This window comes from Aminobacter sp. UC22_36 (assembly GCF_044056035.1).
Lineage (GTDB): Bacteria > Pseudomonadota > Alphaproteobacteria > Rhizobiales > Rhizobiaceae > Aminobacter.
On sequence record NZ_CP171996.1, the window covers coordinates 4,210,883 to 4,225,149 of the forward strand.

A 14,267-nucleotide genomic window follows, 5' to 3' on the forward strand; every position below is an offset into this window, starting at 1 on the left:
GTGCTTTCCGCTCAAAACAGCCAATGGCCAAATAGTCGCCTGGCGTCGGAGAAGATGGGTGCCGGCAATTTCCCGCTACCGATCAGCAACAAACTTTTTCAGAAGTTCGGACACGTCACAGGATAAGACGATTTCCGTCCCCAACCGTCCGGCGAAAGAGCAACCAGAGCTCTCAAAACCACAGCGGCGATAAAGCCGGAGCGCGCTGGAATTTTCCTCGTTGACGCTCAACGTTAAAGCGGAGCTCCGTGGACGATGCACAGCGATCCAAATCGCGGCAAGTGCGATAGCGGCGGTGCCGAAGCCCCTCCCCTGCGCCTTACGGCTGATGCGGAAGTTGTGCAGGCTGATTGAACCAGGGTTTCCCCAGTACGGCAGCGCTGGTCCCTCTCGCAGCATCAGGAACCCCACTGTCGCGCATTCCACCGTCACGATGAATGGATGGCACGAACTTAGTTCGGGCCGCCGCCTCAGCCTCTTGTAGATCGTGGCCATGCTGCCGCCGGCGAGATCTTCGTCGTGCTCATCCAGTTCGATGCCCGTCACCGAAGCAACCTCATCGACCTGGAGCAGTTTGAGAGCGATCTTCATGCGCCCGCACCGGCCAACGCGCTCGCGTTTCCAAGCCCGTAGGCAACGCGAGTGGACTGCAGTGCGCCTCCGTCGACATCGATGAGAAGAGCAACAATCCTGCCGTGAGGATGATCAAGGACCTCGCCAAGGCGGGTAACCGACCAGCCAAGCTGTTCCAGCCGTGCCGGCCAGAAGTCCTCACACACGACACTCAGCTTGGCTATCCCTAACCTCAGGCATGCTTCGAGAAGCCCGCACAATACGATGCCGGCTGCTTGTGACGATCCACCCGTCATTCGCAAAGATGGCACGATGAAAAATCGCGTCCATTCATAGAGATCGGCGTCTCTCGGCGGTGCACCTCTGGCAAGCATTGGGAAGACATCCGAAAGCAAATGCGGTTTCGTCGTCGGCACCAGACGAGACCCAGCGACTATGTTTTCGCTGCCGGCTATTCCGAGCAGGTAGATAGCGTCCCTGGTATCGAACGCGTCGATCTCCAATGGAATTGGCCTGTCGATTTCCTGCCATTTTCGGCCAATGACGTAGATTTCATATCGAATGCGAAAATAGCGTTCGAGATGATCCTGATACATCAGGCGGTTTGACCAATCGACGATATGAAGTTTGAACATGGTACGCACCAGAGGACGCGTACCCCAGCTGCCCAGGCTGGACTATTGCGGTTTTCTGGTATTGTCAGGGATAGATTTCGCCTCGCCGCACGGCTTCCATAGCCGCCTGGATCGTATTTACCGCGTCGCACTTATCTCTGACGTTGCTCAGATGTCGCTCGACCGTGAATCTCGAAATCCCAAGAATGCAAGCTACGTCCTCAGCTGCCTTGCCGGCTGCTATCCAGGTCAGCACTTCTCGCTCTCGATCAGTCAGGTTGATCTGAGGTGATTGCTCACCTCGGTCACGCAGCCGGCGAAGCGCGCGGTAGGCATGCACGCATACCGTTTCAAGGATTGGAATGTCTTCGGGCAAAACCTCGATACGTTCGCCCGCGGCGGTCACGACCGAAGGAGATCTTCGAGGCTCATGGACAGGAACGCACAAGCCATTCCTCAGTCCGAATTCTGCGGCCTCGCCCATGACCCGCAGTTGTCCAGTGGTCATCTCTTTGGGCGACAAGTCATGCCAGACAAAGGGCTGGCCAACCATGCGGCTGCGCGAAGCACAAGGATCTTGGGTGAAATGCTCGCTGGCCAGGTAATGCTTGAGCCATTCCACTGGCCAGCCGTCATAGAGGATTTCGCGCTGCCACGGCCCAATCTGCGGTGAAGGCAGGCCTGTTATGAGCAGATGACGAAAGCCGAAGGGGCGCAGGATGCCAAGCAGTTCTTTCAAAACGTCCGCTGGTGCAACTGCGGCGTCAATTCTCGCGAGCGCACCTGTGAGCCTTGCGAACACATCGGGGTTCATCACCCACGCTCCAAAACCGCTGAATATGCAACCAGCCCGCATCGATGATGGCAGGGCAGTTCAGCCTCGTCAGGCGAATTCAGCGTTTTGCATGCAGATTGCTAACTATAATTTTCATTTGTCGGCGCTTTGAAAGCTTTCGCCTAAATGCCCGCCTGAGGACCGCGCTATCTCGGTTCCGGCCTGGTTTCCGGATCCTTCAGAAGGTCCGCAGGCTCCACCTCCAGCACCGTGGCCAGCGCCTCCAACATGTCGAGCGTCGCATTGCGGCGCCCGGCTTCAGCACCGCTGAGGTAAGCTCGGGCGCAACCGGCGAGATGAGCCAATTGCTCTTGCGACAACCGCTGTTCCCGGCGCAGCCGCTGCAGATTCAGACCGAATATTTTGCGAAGGTTCATCGCGTGATCTTGCCGAATGTGCACTATAATGCAACGCACTATAGTGCACATTTTCGTTGACACGCGCGGCATATGCTGTTTGATCGGCTGCGGAAACCAGACCCGAGACAGGGACCCGGAGGCGTCCGGATAGTCGCTAGCAGCCTGATGCCACAAGCAGCGTTCGGAAGGCCTTCTCTCCAATCATGCCGCCCGACAGACCAATATTGCGTAGACGGAGCTTTCGACCACATGGCGACTATTTCCGGATACAGCTGCATCCGATGTGGCTCCGAACATGCAAGCGACATCAGGATAGATTCCAGAGGCTGTCCCAGGTGCGTTGAACAAGCCCCGGCAAACCTCCAGCCGATCTATACGCGCGGTGCAGATGCGGTTGACGACCAGGCCGAGGGGAGCGTTCTCCGCAGTTCCCTTTGGCGTTACGGATCATTTCTGCCGCGCCCTAGCGGTCCGGTGGTGTCCTTGGGAGAAGGTTTGACCCCACTGCTGCCAGCAGAGCGACTTGGGGAAGCTTTGGGCGTCCCTCAGCTCTTCATCAAGGATGAGGGGCGCAATCCGACCGGATCTCACAAGGATCGATTTTCCACAGTCGCGGTGTCGATGGCGCGCGGTCAAGGGGCAAGGGTGCTGGCGACGGCGTCATCAGGCAATGCCGGCGCATCGCTGGCGGCCTACGCAGCCAAGTCTGGGCTCGGCTGTGTTGTCGCGACATTTGCCGGAGCCGCTGGTCCGATGTTGTCGCAGATTCATGCCTATGGGGCTTCCGTGATCCCGATGGCCGACAAGAGCGACAGGTGGAAACTTCTTGAGAAGGCTGCCGATCGTCTCGGCTGGTTTGTTACCTCCCCCTATCAGCACCCCGTCGTCGGCAGTCACCCTCTTGGCATCGAAGGTTACAAAACGATCGCCTATGAGATTGCGGAGCAGGCGGACGGGCATCTGCCAGACTGGTGTGTGCTTCCCGTTTGCTATGGGGACGCCCTCGCAGGAGTAGCGGCCGGCTTCCACGACCTGCGTAGCAGGGGCAAAATCGCAAGAGTACCAAGGCTGGTTGCTGCTGAAGTGCATGGCTCGCTTTCAAAAGCCCTCGAGAATGGCTTTGACCGGATCGAGGAGCAGGAACCTTCCTTCGAAACAATTGCTCTCTCAATCGGCACGACGCGCAGCACATACCAGGCGGTGAAGGCACTGCGCGACACCGGGGGCCATGCTGTCTGCGTATCCAACGAGAAGCTCATCCGCATGCAAAAGACGTTGGCTGCCAGAGAAGGTCTTTTCGTAGAACTGGCTTCGGTCGCACCTCTGGTCGCAATCCAGGATTTACGCGATCGGCAGATCATAGTGCCGGGGGATCGGGTGGTGGCAGTGGTGACTGCCACCGGCCTGAAGGACCTCGACATTTCTGCCAATCCGGCTGCCACCCAAGCTCCATTTGAGAGTGTCGAGGCAGCGTGGCAGTGGGCAACGGGGAGACACGGCGCAGAACCGGCTGCTGCGTGAGACTTGATAGACTTCCGATTGCAGATGTTCAGCCGTGCCCGAGCGGCGGTGGCAAGGCGTGGTCCAGCAACCTCCTTGAACAATCGGACCGCTTCCCATCCCACGGGAGGTTCGATTGTGACATCGGCGCAGCAACTATCTCGTTTCCCGTCCCGCTGCCGGATCCTTCAGCAAATCCGCAGGTTCTACCTCCAGCACGGTCGCCAGCGCCTCCACCATGTCAAGAGTTGCATTGCGGCGCCCAGCTTCTGCCCCGCTGAGATAGGCCCGAGCGCAACCGGCAAGATGAGCCAGCTGCTCTTGCGACAACCCGCGTTTACGACGCAGTCGCTGCAGGTTCAGACCAAATGCATTGCGAAGGTTCATCGCGGGAATTTGCCGAACGTGCATTGAGCGGGGATGGCAACAAATTGTTCGCCGGCAATAATCCCCAGCAGCCACGACATATGGCGTCTGGGCAGCTCAACTGCCGCTAAGCGAATGTTCCGTCCAATAGGACCGCCACCAAGTTGGCGTGGAACCTGAATGGCAGTGGCTAAGTGGAACAGCTTCTTCCGAGCAGAACACGACCTGAGACTGGCCCGCTTTCGGTTGCGTTGTTTTAGCTTGTCACTAATGGCCGCGGAACTTCGTCCAGCAATCTCCTGGACCACTCGAACCGCGTCCATTCCCATTCGTCACGCGGCTCGATTGTAAAAAGGGTTTCGGGTTCGCGAACGGGAGGACACGGCCAACCTGGGAGTGCAGCCAACCATTTGTCGTCATAGACCGTGTTGGCATGACGATGTCCTTCATCGGGCATGATGACGGCGACGACTGAACCCGGGTTGGTTCGGCCGATCCATTCGCCGACGAGAGCCGCAGCTCCGCTCGTCGGCCCCATGAATATCCCCCGGTTGCGAAAGAGCGAATGGGCGGAATGATAGGCGGCATAGGCACCAACCCAGTGTACTTCGTCGACCAGATGATGCCGGACATTTGCCGGAAGGACGCTATTGCCCAGCCCGCGCAGCATTCGTTTGCCCAGGGGTTGCCCGAACAGCACGCTGCGATGCGTGTCGACAGCGACAATCTTCAGATGCGAATAAACCTGGCGCAGGAAAGTACCGGTCCCGCACAGCGAGCCGCCGGTGCCAATGCAACCGACAAGCCAATCAACCTGGCCCATCGAACGAACGAACAGTTCGGCTAGGCGGGCATAGGATTGCCAGTTACCCGGACTGTCGTACTGGCGCGTCCAGAAAGTGTCCGGCTCATTCTCCATGACCGCCCTGAGATGTGCCAATCTACCAGTCTGGCTCCCATCGCCGCGCTCGTCCGCAAGTGCGATCACCTTCGCGCCCAATCGTTCCAGCCTTTCCTGATACGTCTGATCGATTAGGGTCGCCGCGGTCACCAGCGTCAGCCGAAAACCACGTGCTGCGGCTAGAAGGGCTACGGCCATGCCGAACGTGCCCGAGGTTGTCTCGACAATGTGGGCGCCGGGCTTCAGCTCTCCCGACTTCTCGGCCTGGTCGAGGATGAAGCGAGCCGGCATCAGCTTCATCAAAGGGAACGCCGCCGCAACGACGTTTGAGCCAAGCCGAGCAAGACGCGGCGTTTCCAGCGCCCTGAAGTAGTCGACGTCAAAGGACATGGGCGGCCTCCTCCGCATTGATTGGGAAGATGCCGATGTCTTGGAACCCGCGGCTCCCCAACGCAGCGATGATTGTATGAATACTCTCGCGACTGGCTGATTGGGCATCGAGCATAAGCCCGAACAGGGATCCGCTATGCGCCACCTGGATCCCGTAAGCATGATGGTGAGCTGCGATATCAACGACGACATCGAAATATGGTTTGGGAAGGTGCCTCTGGCTGATACGCGCACTCATTGTCGCCGCCTGGCCAAGCAGGTGCGCATCCTGATAGCGCACGGAGCGTGCAACCATCCCTCGAAGAACGCGGAAGAGCTGGATTTCCTCGGAGCTGTACCGTGCCGGAACCAGTTCGAGCGTATCGACCCCAGCAGTAGCGTCTCCCTTGAAACCTACGAGGACAAATGGCGGCAACGAACCGCCGAAGTGCTCGAGCACCACCCCTTCCCGTTGCGCGAATAGCAACGCCTCAGTTTCAAACGCGATCGCGTCTGACGCAACTTCAGCGGCGACCGCCAACCGACTGCTCGTCGAGGGCAGCAATCTCGCGCCCAACGCGGCTGCCACCGCTCGCACTGAAGCGACGACATCGGCCGTGGAAGAGCCATAGCCATGCCCCACCGGAATATCGCTCTCGATCTTGAGACGCCCACCAAGGGAAGGATACCCGAGATGCGCCAGCGCCAGTTGCGCAGCACGTAATGCTTTTTCCCGGCTTGGCGGCTCGACGCCGAGATCGCCGCTCTCATCGAGCACAATCCACGCAGTGGACCGAAGACTATCAATTGGAAGGGTTACCAGGCCACGGTGCAAGCGCCCAAATTCATCCTCAAATACGCCCTGAAGGAGCTCGCCGTGATGGCCATATGCATGACCTTTTGCCGGCTTGGCCAGCATCGTACGTTCTGAATCGTTGGCGACAAGGGGCATAGACCCACCTCCGAACGACTGGTGCGGTTCGAATGATGGACTAAGGTTTCGGCGTGTCACTTCCTGGAAACAGGTATTGACCTCACTTGCGTCCGTTTTCCGCTCGAACACACAAGCTCGAAATCTTGGTGTCGATGCGGGAAATGCCTTTGAGCCATCCGAAGCGACGGACGCAGACCCAAAACAGCCCGGCCGCTCAGGTGGGGCACGAACTGCTCTGCGCCCCAACCAGGACGTTCAGGCAAACTTTGCCTTCGCTCAAAGGCGGACGTGACGGCTGAGACCCGTGAATGGTCGCTTCGCGCCCCATGACGGTCGTTCACGCCGAGTTAGCCAACTTCCATAACCGGACATCGCCTGCGATACATTTAGCGCCGTCCGGCGGCGATGACATTGCTACGGTGGTACGCTTGGATCCGGTAACCAGGAGGGGGACAGATGCACGATTACCGTGAGGCTATCAAAGGATATGTGGATCAAGAGGCGGTGCTATTTTTCTGCCTGTTCTCACGCATTGAGTTCGCGTTGAAGAGAGGCGGCTTCTTGAGGGGCCAGGTGGGTGACAAGGCTGAACCACATTGGGATGGCTTCGCGAACGCACTGGGGAATGATTTCTTTGACGAGCTGGCCAAAGCCCCTCAGGTGAGCATCTTTTTCAAACAGCAACCAAAGCGCCTAGTTGTCAAAGCCGCCAACGAGGTGGAGTTCGTCAAGCCAGCCGACATCAAGAACCTCCAGATGCTCTTCGAAGCCGTCCGATTGGTTCGCAACAATCTGTTCCACGGCGAGAAAGTCTATGTCAGCCAGCGCGACCTGGACCTCATGGAGGCATCGATATTCATTCTTAACGCCGCGATTAACGCCTGTTCTGAAAACGATCAGTGTAAGGCGGTGCCCGTCGCCTTCATGTTTGCGTCAGTGGCGGGATACCCATAGGTGATAGCTTTAGCGGCTGCCGTTCTGGTCGGCCGTTGGGCAATCCCGGCGGGGTTAGTTTCCCTAAATCAAACCGAACCTCCGTAATTCACCGATCTATTCATTTCGAATGAAGACAAGACGCGAAATTGTAGTACTGCTGCATTAGGGGGGACATCAAATGATACTTGCCGATAATGAGACCGCCGTCGATTACCTCTACTATGAGACGGTAGCAAAGACAGTCGTCACGCTGATAAGAGCAACGTCAGGTGAGCCCTTGACGATTGGGCTTCACGGGGACTGGGGTGCTGGTAAGTCTAGCACGCTGTTGATGATCGAAACCGCGTTCGGCGGTGATGACCGAACGCTTTGCGTTCGATTCAATGGATGGCTCTTTGAGGGTTACGAAGACGCCAAGGCGGTGCTGATCGAAACCATCGTCGCGGAGTTGTTGAAGAAGCGTTCGGGCATTACGAAAGTCGCCGATAAAGCAGCCGACGTTCTGAAGAGCGTGAACTGGTTCAAGGTTGCGCGCACGGTGGGTGGCGCGGCTCTAAGCTTCGCAACCGGCTTGCCCAATCAAGATATTGTTCAGGGCATTAGCAGCGTCGCCAAGGGCATCATTGCGAATCCGTCGGAAGTTTTGACGGGTGAGATGTTCAACAAAGTCCTTTCAGACGCAGCCGATCATTTCAAGGCGGTGTCTCCGGGCGAGACCGCTCCGCAACGCATGCATGAATTCCGCGAGGATTTTGCGGAACTTCTTGAACGTGCGGACATCGATCGGCTGATCGTGCTGATCGACGATCTCGATCGCTGCTTGCCGACCACAGCGATAGCGACCTTGGAAGCGATACGTCTATTTCTATTCGTCCCCAATGCGGCGTTCGTCATCGCAGCGGACGAGGGCATGATCGAATACGCGGTCCGCAACCATTTTCCTGACCTACCGGCTTCCACCGGGCCGAACAGCTACGCCCGCGGTTACCTGGAAAAATTGATTCAGGTGCCGTTCCGGATGCCCGCGCTCGGGTCTGCCGAGACGAAAGTTTATTTGACGCTGCTACTCTATCTGAGCAACGGCGTAGATCCGTCCTCAGCCCAGTTCGAGGCAGTCTTGCTGCAGGTGGCCTAATCCAGGGGTTCCTGGTATGTAATTAACAGCAACGCGAATTTCTGCCATAATTAGTTTCAATTCTATTTGAAATTATATTTGTACCTTACAGATACAGACCCACCTGCATTCCATCTAAAAGAAAATGTCTGAGATTCTGCAAGCATCCAGATAGAAATTGACTCCACGCCTGCTTTGTATAGAAGTCCATTTCTCTTAATTGACCAATTGGAGGATAGAAGAATATCACTCTTCATAGAATGCGTTTTCAAGAATGACGCACGAAACCCTCGCTGGATCAGCCAATCCTTCATACCTATGTGACCAAGGCTGGTAGCGAGGGCGTGCATACAGCCTATGGCTTGTTCATTTGACCGCACTGATTTCCATAGTATTTCCGTTTTGGCCGGATCGGCGTGACGAGTTATGGCTTCAGGAGGGCATGCCATAATATTTGCATCCGCTCGCCTAGCGTCGATTTTCGCCAGTTGAAGTGCATCATCACTCGTTTGCGTGCCAGGCGAGGAATGAAATCCGGCGAGAACTTGGCCTGCGGCCGCGGTCTGAAAAGCAGTAGTGCTTGGTGACTGCGCTAGCCCAGGTTCCGAGCCAACTGTCGCGCACAACAAGATTAGCAGAACTATTTCTCGAGGGCTCAGTGTATCGTTCTCCAGCTTGTTGGCGAGGCCATGAGTCGCGACCGTTAGTGTAACGTTCATGATATGGTGTATATGTCAAGCCTAAATAAGGAATCACGTGGATTAATAGTTGCGCTCTGCGTGGACATACTACATTTCCTAAATTATGCACCACAGCTAATGTTGGCGACATTCCGTAAAATTAGCGGGAAAACCAGATCAGGATTTCAAAGTGAGCAGGCCAATGGAGAAAATTTGATCGGGCGAATTGGCATGAAGGAACCCCAAGACAGTATGCCGATCCGTTGTCACGACGACGACGGACAGTTCAAGCAAGCTCTCTATGTCGAGCTGTTAAGCAGGTCTGTCTCGGCTCTCCAGTTCACGGAGATGGTCAATAGCCAAAACAACAGGATCGCAGCTGGCGTCGCTATTGCTGCACTTGGCGCAGCGGTGGCAGTGCGCGCCAACAACGATTGCGGGGGGCTGGAAGCCATCGCCAAGCTGTTATTAAGGGGCTGATTGGGATGCCTTCTACAATCAGTACGGTCAAATTGTCTGGGCTTGTCGAGAGATGGCCTCGGATCGCTTCACCTGCGACACGAGCTGCTCTGGCAAATCCCAGTCTCATTGGCAGTGGCCGTCAAAGTACGTCTGAGGAGGCGCTAGGCATGGCGCCTGGTGGTCTGCTTCCTCATCCAATCACCCAGAACCGGACCGACCGTAAACGGCCCCCGTCATCGCCGACGGCAATCGGGCCGTCAACGGTGATGATTCCTTCCTCCGTATAGGTAGCTTTGCCATTGGTTACGTCCGAATAGCTGGGAGGGGCAGCAGCCAGCTGCTGCCCCCGCCGATCAATCAAGCGTGGGCAGATCGAGACCCCGCACTTTCCAGGGGCATCTCGCCGTCCTGTACCAGGATGTCTTTCTTCCGAGCAAAGGCGGCGAAGACACCCCTGGCTGTCTCAGCGTCAATGTCTCCAGACAATGCAGCTTTACAGGCCTTGATTGCCGCTCGCTGCTCAGGACTATTCCCGCACCACTCCATCGCGAATTGAAAGGCATCGACGACGGTATTGAGTCGGCGAGGGAAGCCAAGCCCGACCCAAACACGGATGGGCTTTTCGAAAGATTGTGCGAGCATCGCGCGTCCTCCGCTTATGCACCGAGACCGCTTGCGCCAGCCTTTCCCCCTGTCATCCATGGCAGCGGGATGCTGACCTCTTCGAGAATGTTGGCGGATTTGGCGAAGCCGCAGAATGCTTGTCTAGCGGCGCCTAGGGGGTAGTTGCTATCAAAAGCTCGTTGACACGCGCGGAGAGCCTCTCGTAAATCGTGCCGCGTCGGTTCTTTGGCCATTCGTAGAGAAATTCGAGGGCGTCCTCCAGACAAGCTATTTCCTCGATAAGGCTGTTTCCGGACTTTACGAAAACAGGGCTGTCGAACATCCGATCGCTCATCAGATCCTCCAAGTCGAACGAAAGATTGCGGTTTTGAATAGGCCGACGCCGACAGCGGCAGCGACCCGCAATCGATATGTGTCGTCAGATTTCCGGTTTCAAGATCAGTTCGACTCAGGGGTCAGCAATGGAGCAATGTCGGGTGCAGCACCGCCGGCTTAGGCGATTTTCGCAAGAATTTGGGCATCGATACAGAAATCAAGAAATGCCTGGCGAGCTTCTGTGGTGAAAAGCGGCGAGGCCCGATCGGCAGCGAGTGCCCCCCAGCGTGCAAAATTCCCTCTTCCCGCCCTCCACGCTCCACGATGTATGAAATGAATGGCCGGGGTTGGTTCGAGACCTCGGTCATACTTGAATTGATGTCAGCTATCGCTTCTGGTCGGCGGAAGCTGCCTGTCCGCAAGCGGCCCCAGACCAGCCGTTCACCGCAATATCGCGAGGCGTCCGCAATAGCTGGATAGCAAACAGCAGAGCTAAGCCAATCCTTGAGCCAGCATCGGCAGACTGATAGCACTTGCGCGCGGAGGGCAGTCTGTCCGCAGGCCGGCGCAACTTTGGAAGACTTCAGCCGGGAGGCGCCGGCCAAGTTGGAGCGCCGCATGCAGGACCGCCTCCAACCGACAACTGATTGTGGTTGCCGCCTTTGAACGCTCCGGGGACCGTGCATGTCACTCGAACCTACATTAGTACGACTAATGTTCAGGCTGAGTTCAAACCCTTGCCGCCATTCCCCCCTAGCCTTGGCTGCTGAGCCCAGCGCCCGCGCTTTAGCCGCCAACCCCTCCAAGGTGGGCGCACCCTTTTGTGATTCTCGTTGTTTGCTCCACCCTTGCCCATCAGTTCATTTTAGTGCTGACTAACTTTGCTTTGGGGCATTCACGCAATGGCGGGGAGTACAGCCAATGAAATATCGCGAGGTGCAGGAGCAGCTAAGGCTTGTCGGCATCCTGATCAGCAAGAGAGGCGACAGCCTTCGGGTCAATCATTTTTCTGGGAGCCCCGAAACGGCATACGTAACATCAGATTTGGAAGAGGCACTTCGGGCCGGCCTCACCATGGCCAGACCGAAACATTTGCCCGCGAACTGGTGCGCGCAACGCCACGCATGAGTAATCGATGCCCGCCATCTCACGATGACGGGGCGCGAACGTTGTTGCTCATTCTCGGCCCAAATAGCCCTCGAATAGCCGATCGAATGGCTCAATTGGTTGAGGACGAAGGATACATAACGCAAGCCGCCATAGGTGGACCATTCGTCGGAGGTGATCAGGCCCGGTTCCCGCGGCGCGGCGCTATGCTGAACCTCCTTAGGTCACCTTGTTAACCGAGCGAATTGGCCGCGAATTTGCTTCGACCTCGTCCCGGCATTGCTGCTGTCGGACGGTCCGGGGTCTTTGCTTTATGCGCTGCGTCTTATGAGGTCGGTGTGAACAGGCGTATCCGGTACGGCCCTCCATTCACTGGTGCATTACCGCCATCCAGCTACGCTCAACCTTAGCCAGTTGTTTGAGACCGGCCGCGCGGCCTTAACCCCGGACCGCCGGCTTGGACGTGCTCCAATTGAATCTTACCCGCTCAAGCTCTGTCATAGTTCCTCTGGACTCCATCTAGTAGGTAGCTTGCTCAGCAACTTCACGACACATTTGTGTTTCGCTGTTGACAAAAGTCCGCTACCGAAACGGCATGACGGTTTGGCCCCGGAGGTGATGTGATGACTGAAGTATTGCTAAAGCCCAATAATCAGCTGATTGAGCTCACTGCCGATATCGTAGCGGCTTATGTTTCGAACAATCCCGTCCCGGCGGGAGAATTGCCTGGATTGATTGCCCAAATCCATTCCAGCATCAGCAATCTTGGCGCGCCGCTAGCGCCGGTCGAAGACCCATTGACACCGAGGATATCGATCAAGAAGTCCGTCACGCCCGACTACTTGGTCAGCCTTGAAGACGGCAAGCGATACAAGACGCTGAAGCGTCACCTCACCATTCGCGGTCTGACGCCTGACGAGTATCGCGCAAAGTGGGGGCTTGCCTCGGATTATCCAATGGTTGCGCCCAGCTATTCCGCCCGTCGATCACAGTTGGCCAAGAGCCTTGGTCTTGGCCGCAAGCCGGCTGAAAAGAAGCCGGTGAAGCGGGCTGGACGCAAGACGAAGGCGTAGCTGCGACTCCCACTTACGCGGGTCCCCTCAGGATGCAGCACGTCAGCCAGGTCGCTCGTTGATGATCTAGGCGCCAGGCCAGAAATCGCGCCTGATTGTCAGTGCCCGGCTAGTTCCGGTTCGAGTACAGATGTAGGGGAAATCACCGGAACGGTGACCGGCCAGGATTAGCGGGTCTGAAAGCCTAGGCATTCGCAAGTTGCGCTAAATGTCTCGTCAGACACGCTTGCGTTGGTTGACCTTGCGTTAGCTATGGCTAATTTGCGGGCAGGCTCCTGCCGCCCCCCAAGGCAACACATGAGCTTAGCGCCAGCTGCGGCTCACCCCCACCCCGCCCGGCCGCAGTTGGCGCGCATCTGGATGGATTAGGTGTGCTGACTACACCGGCCGATTTTTTGATAATCGAATCCCGTTGTCAGGTAGCAATTCCACACCAGCTCTTTCCAACGCTCCAGCCATACTTTTGAGGTTGTTCACGATGGGAATCCGAGCACCTCGTTCATAGTCTGCGACTGTCTGTCGAGATACATCTGCCGCCTGCGCCAAATCCTCTTGGCTCCAGCCAAGCATCGCTCGAGCGCCGCGGCACTGCTCCATCGTCAAAACTGGCGATTTCAACTAAACATTCCGATTGACATCAATCAATTTGTATAAGAACTTGCCCCTGAAGACGGCCGAGTAGTTGCTGGAACACCTACTCGGCCTGACCAAACCCAAGCTGGTTGGAGCTCGGATCATGGCTGATTCCGACAATACCACAGCTTTGCCTTTCGTCATCCAAGGGGGACGAAGGAAGAGCTGTGCTGTGGATGACGTTACGAGAAGTAACGACGCGACACGCGCCGAGCGTCTCCTTACGCCGGTCGACCCGTGTGTTGTTCTTCTGCAGGAGTGGGAGCAGGCCCACCACATGGCGGTGGTTTTGTGCCGACTACAGCAGCGCCTAGAGATCAGGATCAGGAACGCCCTGCGGACTGCCTCGGCCCATGGCGAAGCGGATGCCACATCAGCTGCTGAGGCAGTGGCACCTGTAGACCGTCAGACACGTTGGGACGAGTTCGACCAAGAAGTTGGATACTCGCGAGCTCGTGCCGCCGAGGCGCAGGCCGTTGAGGCTGAAGAAGAGATCCTCGACGCTGTTGCGGCCACTCCCGCCCAGTCACTCGCCGGCTTGGTCGCCAAACTGAAGATCATCGTCGGCGGTGGCGACAGCATGGGGGACACGTCGGCATTCCCCTGGCCGCAAATCCAGTCGGTTTTGGTGGATCTCAATGAACTGGGCGACGTGGAAGTGCTGCCGCGCTCAAAGGACGGCCGGCCCTACTCTGGCAGCGGCTGTGGCCTGGACGGTTCTGCCAATCGCGTTCGCCCGTCCATATCAGACGGCAACTTTGCCGTCGAAAGTCATCCACGGCGAAGCTGACCGCACGCAGGATCACGGGAGGTGAGACTGCGATGGGTGCGTGGCCACGTGCGGCGCCCCCACGTCGACCGCCGACGCAACC

General features: G+C 57.1%; 17 protein-coding genes. 7 read left to right on the plus strand and 10 right to left on the minus strand.

The window, feature by feature from the left end; translation table 11 throughout:
* Positions 1-75: 75 nt before the first annotated feature.
* The 4 genes from ACHMW7_RS24020 to ACHMW7_RS24035 all read right to left on the minus strand — a co-directional run bounded on the left by ACHMW7_RS24020 (position 76) and on the right by ACHMW7_RS24035 (position 2,399).
* Entirely contained in the window at positions 76-591 is a 516-nt protein-coding gene (locus ACHMW7_RS24020; RefSeq protein WP_395447940.1) for a GNAT family N-acetyltransferase, read from the minus strand.
* A complete protein-coding gene (locus tag ACHMW7_RS24025) occupies positions 588-1,208 on the minus strand; it encodes an acyl-homoserine-lactone synthase (protein ID WP_395447941.1) in 621 nt (206 codons plus the stop codon). Before ACHMW7_RS24025 ends, ACHMW7_RS24020 begins: the two co-directional genes overlap by 4 nt.
* Before the next feature lie 64 nt (positions 1,209-1,272).
* Entirely contained in the window at positions 1,273-2,001 is a 729-nt protein-coding gene (locus ACHMW7_RS24030) for a LuxR family transcriptional regulator (protein WP_395447942.1), read from the minus strand.
* A gap of 167 nt (positions 2,002-2,168) precedes the next feature.
* Positions 2,169-2,399 (minus strand): helix-turn-helix domain-containing protein, encoded by a 231-nt coding sequence (locus ACHMW7_RS24035; RefSeq protein ID WP_395447943.1) that lies wholly within the window; start codon positions 2,397-2,399, stop codon positions 2,169-2,171.
* 477 nt (positions 2,400-2,876) lie between these two features.
* Here ACHMW7_RS24035 and ACHMW7_RS24040 point away from each other — a divergent pair, with 477 nt between their 5' ends.
* On the plus strand, positions 2,877-3,902 hold the full coding sequence (locus ACHMW7_RS24040; RefSeq protein WP_395447944.1) for a pyridoxal-phosphate dependent enzyme: 1,026 nt from the start codon (positions 2,877-2,879) through the stop codon (positions 3,900-3,902).
* Between the two features lie 135 nt (positions 3,903-4,037).
* Here ACHMW7_RS24040 and ACHMW7_RS24045 read toward each other — a convergent pair whose 3' ends face one another.
* The 3 genes from ACHMW7_RS24045 to ACHMW7_RS24055 all read right to left on the minus strand — a co-directional run bounded on the left by ACHMW7_RS24045 (position 4,038) and on the right by ACHMW7_RS24055 (position 6,469).
* Positions 4,038-4,268 (minus strand): helix-turn-helix domain-containing protein, encoded by a 231-nt coding sequence (locus tag ACHMW7_RS24045; RefSeq protein WP_083948795.1) that lies wholly within the window; start codon positions 4,266-4,268, stop codon positions 4,038-4,040.
* 235 nt (positions 4,269-4,503) lie between these two features.
* Positions 4,504-5,538: a PLP-dependent cysteine synthase family protein gene (locus tag ACHMW7_RS24050; protein ID WP_395447945.1), complete on the minus strand. Its 1,035-nt coding sequence runs from the start codon at positions 5,536-5,538 to the stop codon at positions 4,504-4,506.
* Positions 5,528-6,469: a kinase gene (locus ACHMW7_RS24055; protein WP_395447946.1), complete on the minus strand. Its 942-nt coding sequence runs from the start codon at positions 6,467-6,469 to the stop codon at positions 5,528-5,530. The genes ACHMW7_RS24050 and ACHMW7_RS24055 overlap by 11 nt, the downstream gene beginning before the upstream one ends.
* A 438-nt stretch (positions 6,470-6,907) precedes the next feature.
* On the opposite strand from ACHMW7_RS24055, the gene ACHMW7_RS24060 reads away from it, so the two are divergent.
* From ACHMW7_RS24060 to ACHMW7_RS24070, 3 genes are all read left to right on the plus strand, one after another.
* On the plus strand, positions 6,908-7,405 hold the full coding sequence (locus tag ACHMW7_RS24060; protein WP_395447947.1) for a hypothetical protein: 498 nt from the start codon (positions 6,908-6,910) through the stop codon (positions 7,403-7,405).
* Between the two features lie 160 nt (positions 7,406-7,565).
* On the plus strand, positions 7,566-8,522 hold the full coding sequence (locus ACHMW7_RS24065) for a P-loop NTPase fold protein (protein WP_395447948.1): 957 nt from the start codon (positions 7,566-7,568) through the stop codon (positions 8,520-8,522).
* A gap of 890 nt (positions 8,523-9,412) precedes the next feature.
* Entirely contained in the window at positions 9,413-9,661 is a 249-nt protein-coding gene (locus tag ACHMW7_RS24070) for a hypothetical protein (protein WP_395447949.1), read from the plus strand.
* Between the two features lie 339 nt (positions 9,662-10,000).
* On the opposite strand, the gene ACHMW7_RS24075 is transcribed toward ACHMW7_RS24070, so the two are convergent.
* Together ACHMW7_RS24075 and ACHMW7_RS24080 are read right to left on the minus strand one after the other, a co-directional pair.
* The gene (locus ACHMW7_RS24075; protein ID WP_395447950.1) at positions 10,001-10,345 is read right to left on the minus strand and encodes a DUF982 domain-containing protein; all 345 of its coding nucleotides are present in this window, start codon (positions 10,343-10,345) and stop codon (positions 10,001-10,003) included.
* The gene (locus ACHMW7_RS24080) at positions 10,300-10,500 is read right to left on the minus strand and encodes a DUF982 domain-containing protein (protein WP_395447951.1); all 201 of its coding nucleotides are present in this window, start codon (positions 10,498-10,500) and stop codon (positions 10,300-10,302) included. The genes ACHMW7_RS24075 and ACHMW7_RS24080 overlap by 46 nt, the downstream gene beginning before the upstream one ends.
* A gap of 1,003 nt (positions 10,501-11,503) precedes the next feature.
* Here ACHMW7_RS24080 and ACHMW7_RS24085 point away from each other — a divergent pair.
* Positions 11,504-11,710: a hypothetical protein gene (locus tag ACHMW7_RS24085; RefSeq protein ID WP_395447952.1), complete on the plus strand. Its 207-nt coding sequence runs from the start codon at positions 11,504-11,506 to the stop codon at positions 11,708-11,710.
* A gap of 602 nt (positions 11,711-12,312) precedes the next feature.
* Positions 12,313-12,762 carry a MucR family transcriptional regulator gene (locus tag ACHMW7_RS24090; RefSeq protein ID WP_395447953.1) on the plus strand — a complete coding sequence of 150 codons (450 nt, stop codon included), beginning with the start codon at positions 12,313-12,315 and terminating at the stop codon, positions 12,760-12,762.
* A gap of 378 nt (positions 12,763-13,140) precedes the next feature.
* Here the strand turns inward: ACHMW7_RS24090 and ACHMW7_RS24095 are convergent, their stop codons facing one another.
* Positions 13,141-13,359, minus strand: a complete 219-nt coding sequence (locus tag ACHMW7_RS24095) for a helix-turn-helix transcriptional regulator (protein ID WP_395451425.1) — start codon at positions 13,357-13,359, stop codon at positions 13,141-13,143.
* A 139-nt stretch (positions 13,360-13,498) separates the two neighbouring features.
* On the opposite strand from ACHMW7_RS24095, the gene ACHMW7_RS24100 reads away from it, so the two are divergent.
* On the plus strand, positions 13,499-14,185 hold the full coding sequence (locus ACHMW7_RS24100) for a hypothetical protein (RefSeq protein ID WP_395447954.1): 687 nt from the start codon (positions 13,499-13,501) through the stop codon (positions 14,183-14,185).
* Positions 14,186-14,267 lie beyond the last annotated feature (82 nt).